General features: G+C 72.6%; 21 protein-coding genes and 1 tRNA gene. 13 read left to right on the top strand and 9 right to left on the bottom strand.

Annotated features, from left to right (window positions below):
* Positions 1-138: 138 nt before the first annotated feature.
* From ABZV93_RS12820 to ABZV93_RS12810, 3 genes are all read left to right on the top strand, one after another.
* Complete coding sequence (locus tag ABZV93_RS12820; protein WP_354934135.1) at positions 139-570, top strand: DUF3052 domain-containing protein; 432 nt, start codon at positions 139-141, stop codon at positions 568-570.
* Positions 571-705: 135 nt separating this feature from the next.
* Positions 706-1,248 carry a peroxiredoxin gene (locus ABZV93_RS12815; RefSeq protein WP_354934132.1) on the top strand — a complete coding sequence of 181 codons (543 nt, stop codon included), beginning with the start codon at positions 706-708 and terminating at the stop codon, positions 1,246-1,248.
* A 70-nt stretch (positions 1,249-1,318) separates the two neighbouring features.
* Positions 1,319-1,390 (top strand) — tRNA-Val (locus ABZV93_RS12810).
* Between the two features lie 37 nt (positions 1,391-1,427).
* Here ABZV93_RS12810 and ABZV93_RS12805 read toward each other — a convergent pair.
* Positions 1,428-1,787: a VOC family protein gene (locus tag ABZV93_RS12805; protein ID WP_354934129.1), complete on the bottom strand. Its 360-nt coding sequence runs from the start codon at positions 1,785-1,787 to the stop codon at positions 1,428-1,430.
* A 143-nt stretch (positions 1,788-1,930) separates the two neighbouring features.
* Between ABZV93_RS12805 and ABZV93_RS12800 the strand changes: the two genes are divergently transcribed.
* Together ABZV93_RS12800 and ABZV93_RS12795 are read left to right on the top strand one after the other, a co-directional pair.
* A complete protein-coding gene (locus tag ABZV93_RS12800; protein ID WP_354934126.1) occupies positions 1,931-2,929 on the top strand; it encodes a WYL domain-containing protein in 999 nt (332 codons plus the stop codon).
* Between the two features lie 136 nt (positions 2,930-3,065).
* Positions 3,066-4,238 carry a Gfo/Idh/MocA family oxidoreductase gene (locus ABZV93_RS12795; RefSeq protein WP_354934123.1) on the top strand — a complete coding sequence of 391 codons (1,173 nt, stop codon included), beginning with the start codon at positions 3,066-3,068 and terminating at the stop codon, positions 4,236-4,238.
* Positions 4,239-4,303: 65 nt separating this feature from the next.
* Here ABZV93_RS12795 and ABZV93_RS12790 read toward each other — a convergent pair whose 3' ends face one another.
* The 5 genes from ABZV93_RS12790 to ABZV93_RS12770 form a co-directional block, all read right to left on the bottom strand.
* Complete coding sequence (locus tag ABZV93_RS12790; protein ID WP_354934120.1) at positions 4,304-4,606, bottom strand: hypothetical protein; 303 nt, start codon at positions 4,604-4,606, stop codon at positions 4,304-4,306.
* A 319-nt stretch (positions 4,607-4,925) separates the two neighbouring features.
* Complete coding sequence (locus ABZV93_RS12785) at positions 4,926-6,302, bottom strand: mannitol dehydrogenase family protein (protein WP_354934117.1); 1,377 nt, start codon at positions 6,300-6,302, stop codon at positions 4,926-4,928.
* Positions 6,299-7,714 carry a glucuronate isomerase gene (gene uxaC / locus ABZV93_RS12780; protein ID WP_354934114.1) on the bottom strand — a complete coding sequence of 472 codons (1,416 nt, stop codon included), beginning with the start codon at positions 7,712-7,714 and terminating at the stop codon, positions 6,299-6,301. Before uxaC ends, ABZV93_RS12785 begins: the two co-directional genes overlap by 4 nt.
* Before the next feature lie 93 nt (positions 7,715-7,807).
* Positions 7,808-8,635: a sugar phosphate isomerase/epimerase family protein gene (locus ABZV93_RS12775; protein ID WP_354934111.1), complete on the bottom strand. Its 828-nt coding sequence runs from the start codon at positions 8,633-8,635 to the stop codon at positions 7,808-7,810.
* A gap of 97 nt (positions 8,636-8,732) precedes the next feature.
* Entirely contained in the window at positions 8,733-9,830 is a 1,098-nt protein-coding gene (locus ABZV93_RS12770) for a LacI family DNA-binding transcriptional regulator (RefSeq protein ID WP_354934108.1), read from the bottom strand.
* 223 nt (positions 9,831-10,053) lie between these two features.
* On the opposite strand from ABZV93_RS12770, the gene ABZV93_RS12765 reads away from it, so the two are divergent.
* The 8 genes from ABZV93_RS12765 to ABZV93_RS12730 all read left to right on the top strand — a co-directional run bounded on the left by ABZV93_RS12765 (position 10,054) and on the right by ABZV93_RS12730 (position 18,436).
* Positions 10,054-10,881, top strand: coding sequence for a sugar phosphate isomerase/epimerase family protein (locus tag ABZV93_RS12765; RefSeq protein ID WP_354934105.1), 828 nt, complete (start codon positions 10,054-10,056; stop codon positions 10,879-10,881).
* A 102-nt stretch (positions 10,882-10,983) separates the two neighbouring features.
* Positions 10,984-12,075, top strand: coding sequence for a Gfo/Idh/MocA family oxidoreductase (locus ABZV93_RS12760; RefSeq protein ID WP_354934102.1), 1,092 nt, complete (start codon positions 10,984-10,986; stop codon positions 12,073-12,075).
* On the top strand, positions 12,072-12,932 hold the full coding sequence (locus ABZV93_RS12755) for a sugar phosphate isomerase/epimerase family protein (protein ID WP_354934099.1): 861 nt from the start codon (positions 12,072-12,074) through the stop codon (positions 12,930-12,932). The genes ABZV93_RS12760 and ABZV93_RS12755 overlap by 4 nt, the downstream gene beginning before the upstream one ends.
* A 72-nt stretch (positions 12,933-13,004) precedes the next feature.
* On the top strand, positions 13,005-14,282 hold the full coding sequence (locus ABZV93_RS12750; RefSeq protein WP_354934096.1) for a lactate racemase domain-containing protein: 1,278 nt from the start codon (positions 13,005-13,007) through the stop codon (positions 14,280-14,282).
* A 20-nt stretch (positions 14,283-14,302) separates the two neighbouring features.
* Complete coding sequence (locus ABZV93_RS12745; RefSeq protein ID WP_354934093.1) at positions 14,303-15,619, top strand: acetylxylan esterase; 1,317 nt, start codon at positions 14,303-14,305, stop codon at positions 15,617-15,619.
* A 15-nt stretch (positions 15,620-15,634) separates the two neighbouring features.
* Positions 15,635-16,468, top strand: a complete 834-nt coding sequence (locus ABZV93_RS12740; RefSeq protein ID WP_354934090.1) for a Nif3-like dinuclear metal center hexameric protein — start codon at positions 15,635-15,637, stop codon at positions 16,466-16,468.
* A gap of 167 nt (positions 16,469-16,635) precedes the next feature.
* Complete coding sequence (locus ABZV93_RS12735; protein WP_354934087.1) at positions 16,636-17,208, top strand: C4-type zinc ribbon domain-containing protein; 573 nt, start codon at positions 16,636-16,638, stop codon at positions 17,206-17,208.
* The gene (locus tag ABZV93_RS12730) at positions 17,201-18,436 is read left to right on the top strand and encodes a bifunctional RNase H/acid phosphatase (protein WP_354934084.1); all 1,236 of its coding nucleotides are present in this window, start codon (positions 17,201-17,203) and stop codon (positions 18,434-18,436) included. Before ABZV93_RS12735 ends, ABZV93_RS12730 begins: the two co-directional genes overlap by 8 nt.
* Before the next feature lie 27 nt (positions 18,437-18,463).
* On the opposite strand, the gene ABZV93_RS12725 is transcribed toward ABZV93_RS12730, so the two are convergent.
* The 3 genes from ABZV93_RS12725 to ABZV93_RS12715 form a co-directional block, all read right to left on the bottom strand.
* A complete protein-coding gene (locus tag ABZV93_RS12725; protein ID WP_354934082.1) occupies positions 18,464-18,760 on the bottom strand; it encodes a hypothetical protein in 297 nt (98 codons plus the stop codon).
* 348 nt (positions 18,761-19,108) lie between these two features.
* Positions 19,109-19,657: a universal stress protein gene (locus ABZV93_RS12720; protein WP_354934079.1), complete on the bottom strand. Its 549-nt coding sequence runs from the start codon at positions 19,655-19,657 to the stop codon at positions 19,109-19,111.
* Positions 19,658-19,717: 60 nt separating this feature from the next.
* Complete coding sequence (locus ABZV93_RS12715; RefSeq protein ID WP_354934076.1) at positions 19,718-21,007, bottom strand: SLC13 family permease; 1,290 nt, start codon at positions 21,005-21,007, stop codon at positions 19,718-19,720.
* Positions 21,008-21,070 lie beyond the last annotated feature (63 nt).

Here is a 21,070-nt window from a genome sequence, read left to right as displayed (position 1 = left end):
GCCCGAGACTGTCCGTATGAGCGACAAGTCGCGACGGGTGGACGCGGGGTACGACACACCGTGGGCACTTGCGTACGACGCGCCGGGGCGCTGGACTACCGGCCAACACGTAATTCGGAGAAATGGAGGGCGGGACTCGTGAGCGCGACCGCAGGCGAGGCCGAAGGCCAGTCTGGGCCAGCAGAGCGGCTGGGTCTACGGCCCGGCATGGTGGTGCAGGAGCTCGGTTGGGACGAGGACTGTGACGAAGACCTGCGCCGGGCGATCGAAGAGCACACCGGGAACGACCTCGTGGACGAGGACTACGACGAGGTGGTCGACGCGGTCATCTTGTGGTGGCGGGAGGACGACGGCGACCTGGTGGACGCGCTGGTCGACACCAAACCGGACCTCACCGACGGCGGTGTCATCTGGCTGTTGACACCGAAGGTGGGCCGGGACGGCTACGTCGAGGCCAGCGACATCTCCGAGTCGGCGCCCACCGCGGGTCTGGCCACGACGACCAGCAAGTCCGTGGCGCCGGACTGGCTCGGCACCCGGCTGGCCACGCCGAAGTCCCGGCAGCGCTGAGGACCCGGCAGCGCTGAGGACCCGGCAGGCGCTGAATCGTGTGTGCGGCGGCGTTCGCCGGCTGTGGGACGACGGCCGGCGAACGCCTTACGCGTGAACCGGGCATCCGGAACCCGGGAGAGGGAGGGACGTGCCGTGGACGCGGCCACGACGCAGCACCCGCAGCATCCGCAGATGCCGGGGGTCGGTGCGCAGGCGCCGGACTTCGCGCTGAACGACCAGCACGGGGCGCAGGTACGCCTCCTCGGGGACGAGGCCCAGGGCACGGGCCGCTCGGGTGACACGGCCGATGCCGGCCGGGCGGCAGCCCTGCACACCGTCGTGGTCTTCTACCCGTTCGCGTTCACCGGGGTTTGCACCGGGGAGCTGAAGGCGCTGCAGAAGGCCCAGCCGCGGCTCGCTTCTCTGGACGCCCGGGTGCTCGCGATCTCCTGCGACTCGATGTTCTCGCTGCGGGTGTTCGCCGAACGCGAGTCGCTGACGTTTCCGCTCCTGTCGGACTTCTGGCCGCACGGCGCGGTGGCCCGGGACTACGGCGTCTTCGACGCCGACCGCGGCTGCGCGCTGCGCGGCACCTTCGTGATCGACCGGACCGGGACGATCCGCTGGCAGGTCGTCAACGCCATCCCGGACGCCCGCGCGGTCGGCGACTACCTCACCGCCCTGGAGCGGCTGTAGCCGCGGGACCGCACGGGACGCCCTGGTGCGGGGTTGATCGCCGGACCGGGTAATCTGTCGCCTCGACCCGGGGGCCGTAGCTCAGTGGTAGAGCATCGCGTTTACACCGCGAGTGTCGGCGGTTCGATCCCGTCCGGCCCCACCCCTTGCCGACCCGTTCACACAGCTCGTCGAACCGCTCAGTCGAGCGGGGAGACGCGGACGAGGTTGCCGTCCGGGTCGGCCACGACGAACGTACGGCCGAAGACCTCCTCGTGTGGTTCCTCGACGACCGTGACGTCCTTGGCGGCCCACTTCCTGAAGGTGTCGTCCACGGTGGTGGCCGGCACCATCAGGCCGACCTCGGACGAGCGCGGTGCGGTGGGTGTCACGGTGTCGCCGCGTCCACTCCACAGCGCGAACAGCACTCCGGGCGCGACCTCGAACGGCACGTAGCGCGGGGTGGTGACGATCGGCTCGATCTCGAACAGCTGGGAGTAGAACCGGGTCGATCGCTCGACGTCGGTGACGTAGATCAGGAACAGGTTCGGGGCGCTCATGCCGCCGTCCTCCTTCTTCAGGGTCTTCTTCAGGCTGGTTCAAGGGACATCTCGGGTTTCGGGCCACGCACGGCTACGCTCACATCAATAGGTGACAATCCATGTCTCCATTTGGGTGGGACCGGCCGGATGAGCGTGGTGGGATGGATCGTCCGCAACGGCTGCTCGCGATACTCGTCGCCCTGCAGGCGAGCAGGCAGCTGACCGCCGACGAGCTCGCCGGGCAGTTCGGGGTCTCCAGGCGGACGATCCTGCGGGACGTGGACGCACTGGCCGCGGCGGACGTGCCGGTCGTGGCCGAGCGAGGCCGCTACGGCGGCATCACCCTGCTCCCGGGCGTGGACATCGACGTCGGCCGGCTGACCCCGACGGAGACCGACGTGCTGCAGGTCATCGGCGTCGACGTCACCCGTGCCCGGCAGCTCGGGGTCGACGCGGCGGCGCGCAGCGCGGCGCACAAGCTCACGTCCCGGTCCCGCCGCCCGGACCCCGCCCGGGGCCGGAGAGGTCGGAGGGGTCAGGAAGCCCTGGCGCTGACCGATGTCGTCGCCATCGACAACGCCCGCTGGTTCGCACCTCACGAGCCGGTCGACCTCGCGGCACTGATCGAGGACCTGCGACGCGGCCGGCGGTTGCGGATCGGCTACCGGTCCAGTGGCGAGCGCGCCGTACGGGAGCGCGTCGTCGACCCCTACGGCGTGTCCGCGCGCGGTGGTAGCTGGTACCTCGTCGCCGACGTGGACGGACGCCCGCGGATGTTCGCCCTCGCCCGGCTGAGCTCCTGGAGCGTGCTCGACGAGGACCGTCGCATCCGCCCCGGCGTCAGCCTCGCCGAGGTCGCCCGCGACCTCGCGACCGCGCTCGAGGACCGGCACGAGGTGATCGTGACGGCTTTCCTGGACGCCGACCGCGAGGACATCGCCCGCCGGATCCTCGGCAGCAGGCTGCGTTCGGTGGAACCGGCCGACGTCCCCGAGCGGGTGCGGATCACCGTCGGATACGACCAACTCGACGGGGTGCGCCAGTTGCTGCAGTTCAGTGACCACATCGAGGTGGCCCACCCGCCGGAGGCGCGCCGGCTGGTCGCGAACATGGCCGAGGCGATCGTCCGGCGGCACCGCGACCAGGACGAGAGCGACTGACTGCTCGGCCGTGTCCGGATCGGCAGCACGCGCCGGTCCCGGACGGTGGTGGCCGTCTCCGGCACACCGGCCCCACACGCCGCGAAAAGTCTGCGACGTTGACGGCGAGGGATCGCGCGGACCGTGGAGGTCGGGGATGACGACGCCGCACACGACACCGGACACGACGCCGGACACGAGGGCCGAGGGCGGCCAGGAGCCACTGCGGGTGGGGATCCTGGGTACGGGGATGATCGCGACCACCGCGGTGGGCGTACTCCCGAACATGCGGTGGATCGCGGAGAAAGTGACCGTGGCGGCGGTCGCCGACGTGGTGTACGAACGGGCCCAGGCGGTGGCGAAGGAGTTCGGCGTCCCCGCCGCCTACCCGAGCCTGGAAGCCATGCTCGAGCACGCGGACCTGGACGCGGTGGTCAACCTGACACCGATCGGGTTCCACGGCAAGACGTCGCTGTCGATCCTGCGTGCCGGCAAGCATCTGGCCACCGAGAAGCCGCTGGCCAACACCATGGACGAGGCGGACGAGATCATCGAGCTCGCCGCCGCCGGCAACCTGACGGTGGTGTGCTCGCCGCCCGACGCGTTGTTCCCCACCTACCAGGAGGCGCGCCGGCTGCTCGACCTGGACGCCATCGGGAAGGTCGCGTTCGCCCGGGTGCGCAGCTCACACGCCGGCCCGGGCGGCGGGCCGTACGGCTGGCCCACCGACCCGAGTTGGTTCTACCAGCAGGGTTCGGGGCCGCTGCTGGACATGGGCGTGTACGGCATCCAGGAAATCACCGCGCTGCTCGGGCCGGCGAAGCGGGTGGTGGCGTTCTCCGGCATCACCGAGCCCACCCGTACGGTGCGGGGCACCGGGCCGTTCGGCGGGACCGTGGTGGACGTGACGACCGACGACAACACGCTGTTCATGCTGGACTTCGGCGGGGCGACGTTCGCGGTCGTCGACGGCACCTTCAACGTCCAGGCGGCGAAGAGTCCCAAGGTCGAGATCTTCGGCCGCCGGGGCACGCTGAACATCAAGGACGGCCGCGGCGGTGACTCGCCGCTGGAGGTCTTCCGTGTCGACGCGCTGCCCGGCATGGACGGCTGGGTGCAACCGTCCGGGTGGGGTCACCTGCGGGCGAGCCAGGCGCGGCACGACCTGCTGCACCGCGCGGTGCTGGTCGAGCACCTCGCCGACTGCGTGCGGACGGGGGAGCGGCCCACGCTCAGCGCCGAGCACGGCCGGCACGCCCTGGAGATCATGCTGAAGGTCGCCGAGTCCGCCCGGACCGGTCGCGCGCTGGAGCTGACGACGACGTTCTAGCCGGAACGCCGGAACGCCGGAACGCCGGAACGCCGGAACGCCGGAACGCCGGAACGCCGAACCGCTCAGTCCGTGGCGCCGTCGGCGTGCGCCTGGACCCGGGCGCCGCGGGCGCGGAACCTCGCCAGCCGCCCGGCGGTGAGCAGGTAGAGCAGGCCGGAGACGAGTGCCGCCGCGGGCGGGCGTACGGCCGAGTGCGGCATCCGGTGCCGGCCGGGGTCCAGCGACGCCGGGGGCACCCGGATGGCGAGCGCGCCCGGGCCCATGCCGGGTTCGTGCCGGGGCGCCGGACGCGAGGACTCCGCCGTGGGCGCGGCGGCCTCGGCGGTCGAGGCGGGTTCGCGGACGAGGGGAGGCAAGGAGGTCATGTGCCGGGCTCCTGGGAGGTCTCCGTCACCGCCGGGCTCCGCAGCGGGGCGGGCACGATCGACGACGACGCGGGTTCGCCAGGGGCTGGGGCAACGCGACGGAAATGTTGCAGGCATGCACTTGCCGTGGTGCATTACCCAGGATGAAACCCGCCCAACCGGTTCGTACCGTTCGCGGACGCGCCGGTCCGCGAACGCGGCGGGGGACCGCCCGAGTGGACGGTCCCCCGCCGCGATGCTGCCTCCTGTCCCGGTCGGTCGCCGGTCGGTCGCCGGTCGGTCGCCGGTCGGTCGGAGGTGCAGCCCGTCCGGCCGGGAGTCAGCCGGTCAGCTCGGTGAGCGCCCGGCGTACGCCGGCCACCAGCTCGGCGTCGTCGGCCAGCGCCGGGTCGAGGACGGCGAGCACCCGGGGTACGACCTCCTCCACCGGGCCGCCGGCCAGGCCGACGAGCTCCTCCCCGCGCGGATCGCGTACGCGGGACCCGTCCCGCAGGTGCGCCAGCCAGCCGGCGAGCGCGACCACTCCGCCCTCGGGAAGCACACCGTCCGCGCGCTCGCGGGTCAGCACCGGCAGCACCCGGATCGGCAGCTTCTGCGACCCGTCCATCGCGATCTGCGCCAGCGCGTGCCGGATCCTCGGGTTGGCGAACCGCTCCACCAGGTCGGCGCGGTACTTCGCGATGTCCGGCTCCTCCAGCGGCAGGTGCCGGGCCGCCGCGTCCCACCAGGCGTCCACCCAGCCCCGGCACACCGGGTCGGCGATCGCCTCCGCCACCGTCTCGTGGCCGCGGGTCGGGCCCGCGTACGCCAGCAGGGAGTGTGCTCCGTTGAGCAACCACAGCTTGCGCTGCTCGAACGGCCGTACGTCGTCGACGAACCGCGCGCCCGCCTGCTCCCAGGCGGGCCGCCCGGCCGGGAAGTCCCCGGCCAGTACCCACTCGGTGAACGGCTCGGTGACCACCGGCGCCTGATCGGCGAACCCGCTCAGGGAGGCGACCACCTCGCGGTCTCCCGGTGTGGTCGCCGGCGTGATCCGGTCGATGGTGGTGGAGACGAACGACACGTTCGCGCGTACCCACGCGGCGAGGTCCGCGTCGACCGCGTCGGCGACCCCGGTCAGCACCCGCGCGACCGTGGCGCCGTTGTCCACGAGGTTGTCGCAGGGTACGACCGCGAGCGGGCCGGCGTCGGCCGCCCGGCGCGCGGCCAGCCCGGACAGCAGCCGCCCCGGTGCCGTGGACACGTCGGAGACGCCGGCACGCAGCCGCTCCACGTCGCCGGCCAGTCGCGGGTCGGCGAGGTCGGGCGCGCCGTCGGCGGCCCGCAGGTAGCCGGCCTCGGTGATGGTGAGGGTGACCGCCGTGACGGCCGGGTCGGCCAGCGCGCCGTCACGCCGCTGCGCTTCGGCTCCGTCGTACGCACCGGACAGGCTGGTGACCAGCTCGGTCCGGTCGCCGTCGCGGTCGCGGACCAGCAGGTGGTAGAGCCCGTCCTGGTCCGCGAGCGGCCGGGCGGCGTCGGGCCGCCGTCCGGTGAACGCCGCGATGCCGGCCGGCTCACCGGTGGTGTCCGAAACGTTCGCCCGGTGGGTGTACCACGCCTGGTGCGCCCGGAAGAACGCGCCGAGGCCGAGGTGCACGACCCGGACCGGAGCCGGGCCGCCGAGTCCGGCCTCGGCCCTCGTGAGCCCCCTCATGCGACGCGGAAGGTCGAGGCGGGCAGGCGGTAAGCGAGGTCGGCGGCGGTGTCGGCCGCCTCGTCCTCGGGCAGCCGGTGCTCGGCGACCAGCCGGGCGAGGTACCCGCAGTCGAGCCGGCGGGCCATGTCGTGGCGTACCGGAATCGAGCAGTAGGCGCGGGTGTCGTCGACGAAGCCGGCCGTCTTGTGGAAGCCGACCGTGTCGGTAACCGCGTCGCGGAACCTCCGGATGGCGTCCGGGGTGTCGATGAACCACCACGGCGCGCCGACGAACACCGACGGGTAGAAGCCCGCAAGCGGCGCGATCTCCCGGGAGAACACGTCCTCGTCCACGGTGAACAGCACCATCCGGAAGTTCGGGTGGGTGCCGAAGCGCTGCAGCAGCGGCCGCAGCGACCGGGTGTACTCCGTGGTCATCGGGATGTCCCCGCCCACGTCGCGGCCGTACCGGTCGAAGGTCCCGGTGTGGTGGTCGCGCAGCACCCCCGGGTGCACCTGCATCACCAGGCCGTCCTCGCAGGCCATCCTGGCCATCTCGGTGAACATGTGCCGGCGGAACGCCGTGGCCTCCTCCGGCGTGGCGGCGCCGGTGAGCGCGGCCGCGTAGATCCGGTTCGCCTCGGCCGGCTCCAGCGGCTGGCTGCCAGCGTCGGCGTGGCCGTGGTCGGTGGCGGTGGCGCCGTTGCGCTTGAAGTACGCCCGCCGCTGCTCCAGCGCGGCGACGTAGCCGGCGTAGCCGGTGGTGTCCTCGCCGGTCACCTCGCCGAGCTTCGCCACCCCCGCGGGCCAGTCCGGCCGGGCGGGCTCGAGGTAGGGGTCGGGGCGGAAGGTCGGGACCACCCGGCCCTTCCAGGCCGTGTCGTCGGCGAGCTTCCGGTGCGCCGCGAGGTCGTCGGCCGGGTCGTCGGTGGTGGCGAGGACCTCGATCCCGAAGCGTTCGTACAACGCGCGCGGGCGGAACTCCGGCGCGGCCAGCCGCTCGCTGAGCTGGTCGAAGATCTCGTCGGCGGTCTCGGCCGAGGGCCGCAGGTGAACGCCGAACACGTCCACCAGCTCCGCCTCCAGCCAGTACCGCGAGGGAGTGCCGCGGAACGCCCACCAGTGCGAGCAGAACGTCCGCCAGATCTCCCGGGGAGAGGCGTCGCCCTTCGGTGCGCCGGGCGGTACGCCGAGGGCGTCGAACGACACCCCGTGCGCGTGCAGCAGCCGGGTGACGTAGTGGTCGGGTACGACGAGCAGGTTGGCCGGGTCGCCGAACGGCTGGTCCTCGGCCAGGATCGCGGGATCCACGTGACCGTGCGGGGAGATGATCGGCAGCCCGGCCACCTCGTCGTACAGCCGGCGGGCGATGGACCGCACGCTCGGGTCGGTCGGGAACAGCCGGTCCGGGTGGAGTTCGATGTCGCTCATCCGGTCCCTTCTTCTGGTTCGCTCGGGGTCAGGACTTCGGGGTCTACGGGGGCTCCGGGGCGCGTGCCCGGCTTCCCCGGGCTCGCCGGTTCGTCAGCGCGCGGCCGGGACCAGCTTGCGCATGTACTCCGCGTACTGCGGGATCGCGACCTCCGGCTCCTCGATCTCGGGGTGCCAGGCCTTCTCCCACTCGAAGCTCAGGTAGCCGGTGTAGCCCTCCCGGTCCAGCAGCCCGACGAACTCACCGATCGGCATCGTGCCCTCGCCGGTGAGCCGGAAGTCGAAGTCGGTGGGGGAGTAGGAGCCGGAGTCCTTGAGGTGGACGTGCCTGATCCGGTCGCCCAGCGCCTGCCAGGTCTGCTCCAGTGGCTCGCCGTGGCGGTAGGAGTGCAGAACGTCCCACAGGATGCCGAGGTCGTCGTTGGGTGCGTACGACAGGAGCTCGCCGACCTGGGCGGAGGTGCAGAAGCTGTCGTGTGTCTCCAGCACCGCGGTGACGCCCTCGGCGCGGGTGGCGGCGGCCGCCTCGGCGAGCCCCTCGGCGATCCGCCTGGTGGTCTCCGTACGCTCCGGTCCCTCGTCGGGGACCGCGCCGCCGAAGACCCGGATGTACTTCGAGCCGAGCTCGGCCGCGATCCGGGCGTAGGTGCGGGCCGACTCGAGCTGCTTGGCGCGTTCGTCCTTGTCGGGTGAGGTGAACCGGACGCTGGTGTCCAGGCAGGCGAGCTCCACCCCGGCCTGCTCGAACCTCGCCCTCGTGCGGGGCAGACCCTCGGCGGAGAACTCCTCCAGCTCGTGCAGGCCGACCTCGCCGCGCAGGAAGCGGAGTTCGACGCCGTCGTAGCCGTTGCCGGTCGCGGTGGAAAGAACCTGGTCCAGGGTGTACTTCGGACAACCGAGCGTGCTGAAGCTGAGTTTCATCACGTACACCTTCCGATGGTGGTGGGTGTGGTCGTCGAGCCGGATCGTCGTGCCTGGTGTCGGCTGGGGCGTGCGGAAACGGGGGAGCCGGGCGAGGTCAGCGGCTGGCGCCCACCGCCCTCGCGGTACGCCGGTCGGCCGCGGCCCGCTGGCGCGGGGAGCGGCCCCGTGCGCTCCCGGCGGGTGCCGGGCCGGTGCTCTCCCGGATCGTCAGCCTGGTGGGGAGTACGACGTCCTCGGGGCCTTCGGCGCTGTCGGCACGTGGACGGTCCGGCCCGCCGGAGGCGAGCAGGCCGAGCAGGAGGTCGACCGCGGCCCGGCCTGCGGACTCGATCGGCGCGGCCAGCGTGGTCAGCGACGGGTGGCAGAAGTCGGCGCCGAAGATGTCGTCGCAGCCGACCACGCTGATCTGTCCGGGTACGTCGATTCCCCGGTCGCGCAGCCGGCGCAGCACCCCGATGGCGAGCAGGTCGTTGAACGTCACCACCGCCGTCACGTCGTCCAGGACGGCGGAGTCCGCAGCGGCCATCCCGCCCTCGACCGTGGGGGCGAGCGGGCCGATCCGGACCACCTCGAGGTCGCGGTGGCGGGCGAGTGCCTGCAGCGTGCGCCACCGGCGGGCGTCGGACCAGGAGGCGCGCGGCCCGGCCAGGTAGGCGATCCGCCGGTGGCCGAGCGAGGCCAGGTGCTCGGCGGCCTGCCGGGTGCCGTGGGCGCTGTCGATCAACACGCCCGGCACCGGACGGACCCGGCGGTTGACCACCACGAGCCGGGTCTTGGCGTGCACCTCGCGCAGCCGCTCGTCCGAGGCCCGGGAAGAGGCCAGCACGAAGCCGTCCACGGCGCCGGTGAGCCGCTCCACCACGGTCGTCTCCTGCTGGCTGGTCTCCTCGGTGTCGGCCAGCACCAGGGTGTAGCCGGCCGCCGCCGCGGCGCGTTCGGCACCGCGGATCAGGTCCAGGAAGAACGGGTTGGTGATGTCGGGGACCAGCAGCCCGAGGGTGCGGGTGCGCCCGGACGGCAGCGCCCGGGCGATGGCGTTCGGCCTATAGCCCATCTCCGCGGCGATGGCGTGGATCCGGTCCCGGGTGGCCGGGCTGACCCGCTCGGGCCTGCTGAAGGCCCGCGACACCGTGGAGGCGTTGACCCCGCAGCGGGCGGCCACGTCGTGGATCGTCGGCGTCCGGTCGCTCACCAGGTCGCTCCCTCCACGTCTGGGTCACCGGGTCACCGGCGCGTCACCGGGTCACCGGCGCGTCACCGGGCGGTGACGGCCGCTCGGTGACGGCTGCCGTTGTCGGACGGCCTAGTCTCACCCCTCTTGACAAACTTTGGCAACCGGTTGCCATAGTTGCCACAACCAGTCGTGTGTCGTACGGCTGGGACCGACCCGACCACCCGAGGAGCACGACGCCACGATGTGGACCCTCTCCGGATTCGCCGACGAGATCGACTCCGACCCGCACGTCCAGTTCCGCACGCTCAACGAGCTCGGCATCCGGTATGTCGAGTTCCGCAGCGCCTGGGGCACCAACGTCCTCGACCTCGACGACGACCAGATCGGTGAGCTGAAGCGGATCCTCGCGCAGTACGGCATCGGGCTGTCCGCGGTGGGTTCGCCGATCGGCAAGGTCGGCATCCACGACGACTTCGACGAGCACCTCGCGAGGTTCGACCGGGCGCTGTGGGTGGCCAGGGAGCTGCAGGCGCCGTACATCCGGATCTTCTCGTTCTGGATGCCTGACGGTGACGACCCGGCCAAGCACCGCGACGAGGTGCTGCGGCGGATGTCGGCGCTGGCGGAGCGGGTGGGCGACCAGGACGTCATCCTCGCCCACGAGAACGAGCGCAAGATCTACGGCGACGTCCCCTCCCGCTGCCTGGACATCGTGGAGTCGGTCGGTTCGGACAGGCTGCGCCTGGTGTGGGACCCCGCCAACTTCGTCCTGTGCGACGTGGCACCGTTCACCGACGGCTTCGCCGACCTGCGCCCCTACATCGACTACCTGCAGATCAAGGACGCGGTCGCCGCCGAGGGCCGGGTGGTCCCGGCCGGCGAGGGCGACGGGCAGATCCCGGAGACCATCCGCGCGCTGAAGGCCGACGGCTTCGACAGCTACTTCTCGATGGAGCCGCACCTCGCCTACATGGGCGAGTCCGGCGGGTTCTCCGGTCCCGAGCTGTTCGCCACCGCGACGAAGGCGTTCACCGGGCTGCTCGACGCCGAAGGCATCGCGTACCACTAGGAACGTCCCGGACCAGCCACACCAGCTCACCAGCACAGCGCGACGAAACGCCCACCAGCAAAGTGCGACGGAGCCCGGCAGGGTTCCACAGAAGGGGTACTGATGCGATTCGCAGTGATCGGCGCCGGAGTGATCGGCCGCACCCACGCCCAGACCATCCAGTCGCTGCAGCCGAGGGCGGAGCTGGCCGTGGTGGCCGACGTCGTGCCCGAGCGCGCGCAGGAGCTGGCCGGCAAGTACGGCGTCGACGCGGCGAACTCCATCGAGGAGGTGCTGGAGCGTTCCGACGTGGACGTGGTGACGATCGCCACCCCGAGCGGGCTGCACGCCGACGGCGCGGTCGCTGCCCTCGACGCCGGGAAGCACGTCATCATCGAGAAGCCGCTGGACATCACCCTGGACGCCGCCAAGCGGGTCCTGGAGGCGGAGAAGCGATCCGACCGGACCGCGATGGTGGTGAGCCAGCACCGGTACGACCCGGCCAGCCAGGTGGTGCACCAGGCCGTACAGCAGGGGAAGTTCGGCCGGATCACCTCCGGCAACGCGATCATGTCGTGGTGGCGCAGCCAGAGCTACTACGACTCCGGTGACTGGCGCGGCACCTGGGAGCTGGACGGCGGCGGCGCCCTGATGAACCAGGGCATCCACACCATCGACCTGATGACGTGGTTCCTCGGCGACCCGGTCGAGGTGTACGCGTGGGCGGACTGCCTGGCGCACGAGCGGATCGAGGTCGAGGACACCGCGGTCGCCACGGTGCGGTTCGTCAGCGGCGCGCTCGGCGTGGTGCACGGCACGACCGCGGCCTACCCGGGCCTCACCACCAAGGTGCACGTGCACGGCGACCAGGGCTCTGCGGTCATCGACGCCAACAAGCTCACCTACTACCACTCCGCCGGGGACAGCGAGGAGGACTACGCCTACGGCGCGGGCTCCTCGGCCAACCAGGCGCAGGAAGCACTGGCCGCGGCCGGGTTCGCCCCGGTCGAGGAGAAGAAGGACGAGCCCACGGTCGCTGGTCTGACGGCGACGTCGCACACCACGCAGTTCCAGGACTTCCTCGACGCGCTGGACGACAAGCGTCCGCCGCTGGTCACCGTCGCCGAAGGGACCAAGACGCTCGCCCTCATCCGCGGGATCTACGAGTCCGCGCGGACGAAGGGTCCGATCCGGATCGAGGAGCTGACCCGATGAGCGCGACCGGTTCGTTCAAGTTCGCCGTCTTCACCGCGAGCCTGCCCGAGTGGACTCCGGAGGAGGCGGTCGGCAAGCTCGCCGAGCAGGGCTGGGACGGGATCGAGTGGCGGATCGTCGACCAGCAGCCGCCGGCCGGCGCGTCGGGCTTCTGGCAGGGCAACAAGTGCACCTGGCCGCTGACGACGTTCACCGAGGACGTACCCCGGATCAAGGAGATCACCGAGAAGGCCGGCCTCGGCATCCCGTCCCTCGGCGCGTACGCCCGCTGCGACGAGATCGAGAACGTCGAACGCCTGATGCAGGGTGCGGCGGCCCTCGGGGTCACCCAGATGCGGGTGCCGGTCGGCAAGCCCGGGCCCGAGGGCTACAACGCGGCGTTCGCCCAGCGGCGCAAGGAGTATCGCCGGGTCGCCGAGCTCGCCGAGCAGTACGGTGTGAAGGCCCTGATCGAGCTGCACCACCAGTCGCTGACCTCCAGCGCCTCGTCGGCGGCCCGCTTCGTGGAGGGCTTCGACCCGCGTCACGTCGGTGTCATCCACGACATCGGCAACATGCTCCAGGAGGGGTACGAGTACGACCCGTGGAGCCTGGAGATCCTCGGCGAGCACCTGGCGCACGTGCACGTGAAGAACGCCGCGCCGGTGGCCACGCCGGTCGAGGGCGCCGACCGTACGGACTGGAAGTGGGGCTGGGCGCCGATGCGGCACGGCGTGGGCAACCTGCCCAGGCTGTTCGCGGCGCTGCGCGAGCACGGCTACTCCGGCTGGGTGTCGGTGGAGGACTTCTCCACCGAGGTCCCGCTGGAGGAACGGGTACGCGACAATCTGGCGTACCTGAAGGAGATCGCCGGCTGACGCCGGTGTCCGGGCACCGGCCGGTGCCGGTGCCCGCACGCGCCGGTGGGAACGAACGCAGGGGAGTGACACGTGAGCGCTGACCTCATCGGCGGACCGGGCGGCACCGACGCGCCGAGCACGACAGTGCCGGCCGAGGAGGCCGCCGCGTTCGTCGCCGAACGACTCGCCGGCGTCCCGCTGGAGGGGCGCAACCTGTGCGTGGTCGTTCCCGACTCCACCCGCAGCTGCCCGCTGCCGCTGCTGCTCGGCGCCGTGCACCGGGCGGTGCACGGCCGGGTCGCGCACCTGACCGTGCTGGTCGCGCTGGGCACCCACCCGGCGATGCCGGAGGAGGCGCTGGCCGCCCACCTCGGCTACCGGCCCGGTGAGCTGGAGGCCGCCTATCCGGGCACCACGGTTGTCAACCACGAGTGGTGGATCCCGGAGGCGCTGGTCTCCCTCGGCGACATCCCGGCGGCCGAGGTGGCGGAGGTGACGGAGGGCCGGTTCGAGGAGCCGGTGACGGTCCGCATCAACCGGCACGTCGTCGACTCCGACGTGGTGCTCGTGCTCGGGCCGGTGTTCCCGCACGAGGTGGTCGGCTTCTCCGGCGGCAACAAGTACTTCTTCCCCGGTGTGGCCGGCCGGGAGATCATCGACCTGTCCCACTGGCTGGGCGCCCTGATCAGCAACGTCGAGATCATCGGCACGCCGGGTGTGACACCGGTGCGGGCGCTGATCGACCGGGCCGCCGCACGGATCCCGGCCGAACGCCTGTGCCTCGCGGTGGTGGTCGCGTCCGGTACGAAGGACCTGCACGCGCTGGCGTTCGGCACACCGGAGGAGGCGTGGGCGGCCGCGGCGGAGGTGTCGGCGCAGACCCACGTGCGCTACCTCGACCGGCCGGTGCGCCGGGTGCTGTCCCTGGTGTCGCCGCGCTACGACGAGCTGTGGACCGCGTCCAAGGGCATGTACAAGGTCGAACCGGTGGTCGCCGACGGCGGCCAGGTGGTCCTGTACGCGCCGCACGTGCACGAGGTCAGCCGCACCCACGGCACGCTGATCGAGAAGATCGGCTACCACTGCCGCGAGTACTTCACGGGCCAGTGGGACCGGTTCGCCGACATGCCACGCTCGGTGCTCGCGCACTCCACCCACGTCCGCGGGGCGGGCCGCTTCGACGCCGAGCACGGTGAGCGCTGCCGGATCACGGTGACGCTCGCCACCGGCCTGGACGAGCAGCGCACCCGGGCGCTGAACCTGAACTACCTCGACCCCGCGGCGGTGGACGAGGAGGAGTGGGCCCGCGACCCGGAGACGCTGGTGGTCCCGAACGCGGGCGAGGTGTTGTTCCGGCTGCGATCGTGACGGCCCTCGAGAGGACGGCGATGACCTCCACCGACAGCGGTACCGACAGCTCCACCGGCGGCGTCGCGGACAGCCTCGCGGGCAGCGCCGCGGGCAGCACCGGCGACCTTCCGCTCGGCCGGCTGCCCGTGCCCGAGGCGGAGCTGTCGGTGCCCGGCGGCCTGCCCGACCCGCTGGTGTGCGCGGACGGCACGCCGGTGCGCACACCCGCGGACTGGTGGGAGCGCCGCCGGCCGGAACTGCTCGCGGCGTTCGAGGAGCACGTCTACGGACGTACGCCCGACGGCGCGGTCGAGGTCGGCACCCGGCTGCTCGGCGAGGACTTCGTGCTGGACGGGCGGGCGATCCGGGTGGAGACGCGGCTGACGTTCCGCCGCCCGGCTGCGTCCTCCGATGCGGGCTCGGCCGCCGCTCCGGTGGCGGTGACCGTCCTCACGTACCTGCCCGCCTCGGCGTCGGCGGCCTCGCCCGTTCCGGTGTTCCTGGCGCTGAACTTCCGCGGCAACGACGTGGTGGAGAACGGGTCCTCCGGCGATGCCGACCCCGTGCAGCACCCGTGGCCGCTGGCGGACCTGGTCGACCGCGGGTACGGCGTGGCCACCGCCTGCTACCAGGACATCGACCCCGACGTGGACGACTTCGGCAACGGCATACACCCGCTCTTCTACGCCCCCGGGCAGACACGGCCCGGCGAGCACGAGTGGGGCGCGCTCGGCGCCTGGGCCTGGGGGCTGTCCCGCATCCTCGACCACCTGCGCGACGACGAGCGCGTCGACGGCGGCCGGGTGATCGTCGCCGGGCACTCCCGGCTGGGCAAGGCCGCGGTCTGGGCCGCGGCACTCGACGAGCGGTTCGCGATGGCGGTGTCGAACAACTCCGGCTGCGGTGGCGTGGCGCTGTCGCGGCGCCGGGTCGGGGAGACCGTCGAGGCGATCACCAGCGGGTTCCCGCACTGGTTCTGCCCGGCGTTCACCGCCTACGCCGGCCGGGAGGAGACGCTGCCGGTCGACCAGCACCAGCTCCTCGCCCTGGTCGCCCCGCGTCCGGCGTACGTCGCCAGCGCGGAGGAGGACACCTGGGCCGACCCGGCAGGGGAGTTCCTCGGCGCGAAGTACGCCTCCCCGGTCTACGAACTGCTCGGCGCGGAAGGGCTCACGGCCACCGAGCAGCCGTCGGTGGACCGTCCCGTCGTACCCAGCCGGCTCGGCTACCACATCCGGCCCGGCGGCCACGCGATGACCGACGGTGACTGGGCGCGGTTCGCCGACGCGGCGGACCGGCATCTGCAGCAGCCGGCGGCCCGCCCGGTGGACGGGTCCGGACCCGTCCACGCCTGACGCTAGGGTTGCCGGGTGGTGACGCTCGCGCAGGTGGTGGAGGTCCTCGACGGGTTGTACGACCCCCGCTGGGCCGCCGACTGGGACGCGGTGGGGCTGGTCTGTGGCGACCCCGACGCGGAGGTACGCCGGATCCTGTTCGCCGTCGACCCGGTGGCCGAGGTGGCCCGGGAGGCACTGGACTGGCCGGCCGACCTGATCGTCACCCACCACCCGCTCTTCCTGCGCGGCGTGCACGGCGTGGCGGCGACGACGCCGAAGGGCCGGCTGGTGCACTCGCTGATCCGCGCCGGCATCGGCCTGCACGTCTGCCACACCAACGCCGACGCGGCCGATCCCGGGGTCTCCGACGCCCTGGCCGGCGCGCTGGGACTGACCGACCTGCGCCCGCTCGACCCACGCCCGGACACCCCGTGGCTCGGCGTCGGCCGGGTCGGCGTCCTGCCCACCCCCGAGCCGCTGGCGGCGTTCGGCCGCCGGGTGGCCGCCGCCCTGCCGCCCACCGCGCACGGCGTCCGCGTCGCGGGCGACCCGGAGCGGACCGTGGCCACGGTCGCGGTCTGCGGCGGCGCGGGCGACTCCTACCTCGACACCGTGCGGGCCCTCGGCGTGGACGCCTACGTCACCGCCGACCTGCGCCACCATCCGGCCTCGGAGGCCGCCGAACACCCCGGCGCGCCCGCTCTGCTGGACGTCGCCCACTGGGCCGGCGAGTGGCCGTGGCTGGACGACGCCGCCGACCGGCTCCGCGCCGGGCTCACCGAGCGGGGCACTACGGTGGAGACCCGCGTCTCGACGCTGTGCACGGACCCGTGGGTGAGCCAAGCTGATCAGGGAGGGACCCTCTGAACGCCGACCCGTTCATCCAGCTGCGGCTGCTCGACGTCCAGGCGCTGGACCTGCGGCTCGACCAGCTTGCCCACCGCCGCCGGACGGTTCCCGAGGTCGCCGAGAGCGAGCGCCTGCGGGCCGAACGCGCCAAGCTCGCGTCCGAACTCGCCACCGCCCAGGCACAGGTGAGCGACCTCACCCGCGAGCAGCGCAAGGCCGAGTCCGACGTGGAGCAGGTCCGCACCCGGCGGGCTCGTGACGAGCAGCGGCTGCAGTCCGGCCAGGTCGGTTCGGCCCGCGACCTGGAGAGCCTCCAGCACGAGATCGAGTCGCTGCAGCGGCGCCAGTCCGACCTCGAGGACGTCGAGCTCGACGTGATGGAACGCCTCGAGGCCGCCACCGCCCACGAGGAGCAGTTGTCCGCCCGGGAGACCGAGCTCGGCGCGTTGCTGACCGAGATCGACCAGGCCGTCGAGCGTGCGTACGCCTCCATCGACGCCGAGGTCGAGCAGGTGCGCCGCGAGCGCACCGACACCGCGGCCGGGGTGTCCGACGACCTGCTGAATCTGTACGAGAAGCGGCGCGCGCAGCACGGTGGTGTCGGCGCCGCGGCGTTGCGCCAGCGCCGCTGCGAGGGCTGCCGGATGGAGCTGGACGCGCGCTATCTCGGCCAGATCGCGGCGAAGCCGGACGACGCCGTGCTGAGCTGTGAGGAGTGTGGCCGGATCCTGATCCGCACGCTGGAGTCCGGTGTCTGATCGGCTGTTCGAGCACGAGCCCCGGGCAGCCACGGCAGGCGCGTCCGGGCCGGGCACGCGGCGACTGGTCGTCGAGGCGGACGGTGGCTCGCGCGGAAATCCCGGCCGGGCGGCGTACGGCGCGGTGGTCCGCGACCCGGAGTCCGGCGACGTCATCGCCCGCGCGGCGGAGCGGATCGGCACCGCGACCAACAACGTCGCGGAGTACAACGGCCTGATCGCCGGCCTGAAGCTGGCCCGCGAACTCGACCCGGACGCGGCGGTCGAGATCCGGATGGACAGCAAGCTGGTCATCGAGCAGATGGCCGGTCGCTGGAAGGTCAAGCACGCCGACATGCGCCGGCTCGCCGAGCAGGCCCGCGCACTGGTGCCGGCGGACCCGACCTGGACGTGGGTGCCGCGCGAGCGCAACAAGACCGCCGACGCGCTGGTGAACGCCGTACTCGACGGCGGTCCGCCGGTGTGGGAGGTCGGCGCCCTGGCGGCGGCGCCTGAAGCCGAGCCGGCGGGGGAGTCCGCGGCGGCCGATGAGGTCCTGGCGGCCGACGATTCCGTCCCGGCGCGCGGCTGGGGCGGGGATGCCGGCAGTGCCATGACGTTGTTGCTGTTGCGGCACGGCGAGACCGAACAGTCACAGGCCAAGCGGTTCAGCGGCTCCGGCGGCGCGGACGTACCCCTCACCGAGCGGGGTCGCGCCCAGGCCGCCGCTGCCGCACGGTCGCTGGCCGGCCGGCTCGGTGTCGCCGCCGTGGTGAGCTCGCCGCTGCGGCGGACACGGGAGACCGCCGAGGTGGTCGCGGCCGCCCTCGGGTTGCCCGTGGAGCTGGAGCCCGGCCTGGCCGAGACCGCGTTCGGCCAGTGGGACGGCTTCACCTTCGCCGAGGTCGAAGAGCGGTGGCCGGCCGAGCTCCAGGCCTGGCTGGCGGACACGTCGGTGGCGCCGCCGGGCGGTGAGGCGTTCGAGCAGGTGCTCATCCGGGTGCGAGCCGCGCGCGACCGGCTGATCCGGGCGTACGGCGACAAGACCGTCGTGGTGGTCACGCACGTGACGCCGATCAAACTGCTCACCTGTCTGGCGCTCGACGTGCCGATCCGCGCGGCGTACCGGATGGAGCTCCCACCGGCCGCGCTCACGGAGGTGCGGTGGTTCGCCGACGGCGCCGCGTCTCTGCGGTCGTTCGGCGTGCCGGTGAGCGAGCCCGGGAACGGCGAACTGCTTCACGGCTAGCGGCGTCTGCACACTTCGTGGACGCGATCACGGGTGCATCACCCTGCCGACGCCGGAACGCGCCGCGAAGACCACCGGCCGGCTGGAGCGCACATGGTCTCGTTCGGTGCCGGCCCGCGGGGGGACGAGACCGTGGGCCTCGGCGTGATCCAGAAGTTTCCGTTCCACCGCCTCCAGCTGTGCTCGCACGTAGCTCAGCTGCTCGAGCATCTCCATTCTCTCGTCGGCTGTCAGTGACTCGACAGGTGTGCGGGAGAGATGGTCCAGTGCGGCGTCGATCTCGGCAAGTACGACGGTCAGCTTCCGTCCGAACTCACTGTTCACCTGAGAAACCTCCTTGGTCGAAAACATGTTCGGACCTTACTGGCCGCCACCGACAAGTCCGCGTTGTCCACAAGACGATTTCTCATGCCCACGTCGAGGTAGAGGGAGGGAACCGTCTTCGTCGGTCCGGCGGGTGATCCCGCCGGGCTCCGGCCGGGCCGGTCGGGCCTCGCGCCGTGTGTGGGAGGCAGCGGTGCTGGCGCACGAACTCGACGCGTTCAGCCGGGCACGTCCTGCGGGGACGCGGTGGGATCGAGGACCACAGAACGGTCACCCGGCCCGCCGAAAAGTCCCGAGTAGAACGCGGATTCTTCCGCGGAAGAATCGCCGCGGCTCGGCGCTCGCTCCTCAGTGCTCGTCTTCGGGGCCGTGCCCGTGGCCATGTCCATGGCCGTGCCCATGGCCGTGGCCCGGCAGAGGCGGCATCGAGGACAGATCGGGCGCGGCGCCCGGCCAGACGAGCAGCACCGCACAGGGCGCGTGGTCGACGACGAACCTCGTCACGTGCCCGAGGCTCTCCGGTCCGAGCCGGTCGGTGTCGCCGGTACGCGCGCAGACGAGGAGCCGAGCCTGTCCGGCGAGGTCGACGATCTCGCGCTCGACCCGGCCCCGGCGTTTGACCGTACGCACCGGACCGGGGCGCGGGCCGATCCGCTCCGCGGCGGCGGCGAGGAGCTCGCGGGCGCTCTCCCCGGCGAGTTCGTCGATGCGGGTGGCCGGGTCGCGGTCGTGGTGGTGCCTGCCGAGGAGCGCGCCGAACGCACCTTCGGCCGCGCCGTGGAGTTCGGCCGGCGTGACGTGGGCGAGTACGACGGCCTCGGCCGGGTCGGCGACCTCACCCGCGGCAGCCACGCAAGCCGGCCAGGTGTCTTCGGTCACCCAGACGAGTACGGTCATCGTGGTTGCCTTCCGGGAAGCACCGGGACCACCGGGAGCAGGGAGCGTTCGGGTGGAGCGTCAGACCCCGGCGACGACGAGTGAGCACCAGAGTGCCACGACCGCGAGCACCAGGGTGAGCGGAACGCTGGCCGCCCCGAGGGTGAGGAAGTCCCGCAACGCCGGCTCCACGCCACGCAGCCGCAGCGTCCGCCGCCACAGCAGGGTCGCCAGCGAACCCACGTAGGTCAGGTTGGGGCCGACGTTCACCCCGATCAGCGCGGCGAGCACCGGCCCCGGCCCGGCACCGGCGAGCAACGGCAGCAGCAACAAGACGGCGGGCAGGTTGTTCACCAGGTTGGCGAGCAGGGCCGCCACCGCCGCGACACCCAGCAGGGCCGGCAGGGACGTTCCGCCCGGCAGCACCGCACCCACCGCGTCGCCGAGTCCGCCGGCCGCCACCGCGCTGACCACGACGCCGAGCCCGAGGACGAACACCGCGAAGTCCAGGCCGGCGGCCCGGACCACCCGTCGCGGCGACACCAGCCGCCTGCCCAGACCGCGTACGGCGAGAACGACCGCGCCGGCGACCGCGAACCACACCGGTTCCAGCCCCAGCGGCTGGGCCACGGCGAAGCCGAGGAGTACGACGGCCACGACGACCAGCGGCACCCGCGGCAGCGGGACCCGCTCCGGCCGCTCCTCGGGATCGGGTGCCTCCCCGGCAGTGGCGCCGGTCCGGGTCGGCGCCCCCGCTCTGCGCAGGTCGGCGGCGAAGAAGCGGCGGAACACGACGTACTCCACCGCGATCGCCACCAGCCACGGCCCGGCCATCAGCCCGGCGAAGGCGAGGAAGGACAGCCCGGACGCCGCCAGGGCCAGCAGGTTGGTGAGGTTGGAGACCGGGAGCAGCAACGACGCGCTGTTGGCGAGGTGGGTGCACGCGTACACGTGCGGGCGGGCCGGCACCCTCGTCCGCAGGGCCGCCGCGACGACCACCGGAGTGAGCAGTACGACCGTGGCGTCCAGGCTGAGCACCGCCGTGGTGAGCGAGGCGACCACGAACACCTGGGTGAGCAGCCGGCGCGGCGAACCGCGCGAGGTCGTGGTGAGGATCGAGCCCAGCGCGGTGAACAGCCCCTCCGCGTCACAGGCGTCGGCGATCACCAGGATCGCCACCAGGAAGACGACCACCGGGGCGAGGTCGAGGATCTGGTGCCAGGCCGCGGCCGCCGACAGCCCGCCGGTGAGGACCACCAGGACCGCCGCCGGGACCGCCGCGACGGCCTCGGGGTAGTCCCGCGGCCGGGCGACGGCGAACGCCAGGACGCCGGCCAGCGCCAGGACCGCGACCACCTCGGGCCAGTTCACGCCCACGCCCGGGTGGCCGCCGACATCGTCACGGCCGAAGCGTAGAAGACCACGCGCCGCGCC

The organism is Actinopolymorpha sp. NPDC004070, assembly GCF_040610475.1.
In the GTDB taxonomy this organism is placed as follows: Bacteria; Actinomycetota; Actinomycetes; order Propionibacteriales; family Actinopolymorphaceae; genus Actinopolymorpha.
This window is presented reverse-complemented; position numbering and strand designations above follow the sequence as displayed.

What these genes read in the sequence shown, in the direction of transcription:
- ABZV93_RS12805 (WP_354934129.1), bottom strand. Translation starts at nt 1,787, where the DNA reads ATGAGCGCCCCGAACCTGTTCCTGATCTACGTCACCGACGTCGAGCGA.
- ABZV93_RS12800 (WP_354934126.1), top strand. Translation starts at nt 1,931, where the DNA reads ATGGATCGTCCGCAACGGCTGCTCGCGATACTCGTCGCCCTGCAGGCG.
- ABZV93_RS12795 (WP_354934123.1), top strand. Translation starts at nt 3,066, where the DNA reads ATGACGACGCCGCACACGACACCGGACACGACGCCGGACACGAGGGCC.
- ABZV93_RS12790 (WP_354934120.1), bottom strand. Translation starts at nt 4,606, where the DNA reads ATGACCTCCTTGCCTCCCCTCGTCCGCGAACCCGCCTCGACCGCCGAG.
- ABZV93_RS12785 (WP_354934117.1), bottom strand. Translation starts at nt 6,302, where the DNA reads ATGAGGGGGCTCACGAGGGCCGAGGCCGGACTCGGCGGCCCGGCTCCG.
- uxaC (WP_354934114.1), bottom strand. Translation starts at nt 7,714, where the DNA reads ATGAGCGACATCGAACTCCACCCGGACCGGCTGTTCCCGACCGACCCG.
- ABZV93_RS12775 (WP_354934111.1), bottom strand. Translation starts at nt 8,635, where the DNA reads ATGAAACTCAGCTTCAGCACGCTCGGTTGTCCGAAGTACACCCTGGAC.
- ABZV93_RS12765 (WP_354934105.1), top strand. Translation starts at nt 10,054, where the DNA reads ATGTGGACCCTCTCCGGATTCGCCGACGAGATCGACTCCGACCCGCAC.
- ABZV93_RS12760 (WP_354934102.1), top strand. Translation starts at nt 10,984, where the DNA reads ATGCGATTCGCAGTGATCGGCGCCGGAGTGATCGGCCGCACCCACGCC.
- ABZV93_RS12755 (WP_354934099.1), top strand. Translation starts at nt 12,072, where the DNA reads ATGAGCGCGACCGGTTCGTTCAAGTTCGCCGTCTTCACCGCGAGCCTG.
- ABZV93_RS12745 (WP_354934093.1), top strand. Translation starts at nt 14,303, where the DNA reads ATGACCTCCACCGACAGCGGTACCGACAGCTCCACCGGCGGCGTCGCG.
- ABZV93_RS12720 (WP_354934079.1), bottom strand. Translation starts at nt 19,657, where the DNA reads ATGACCGTACTCGTCTGGGTGACCGAAGACACCTGGCCGGCTTGCGTG.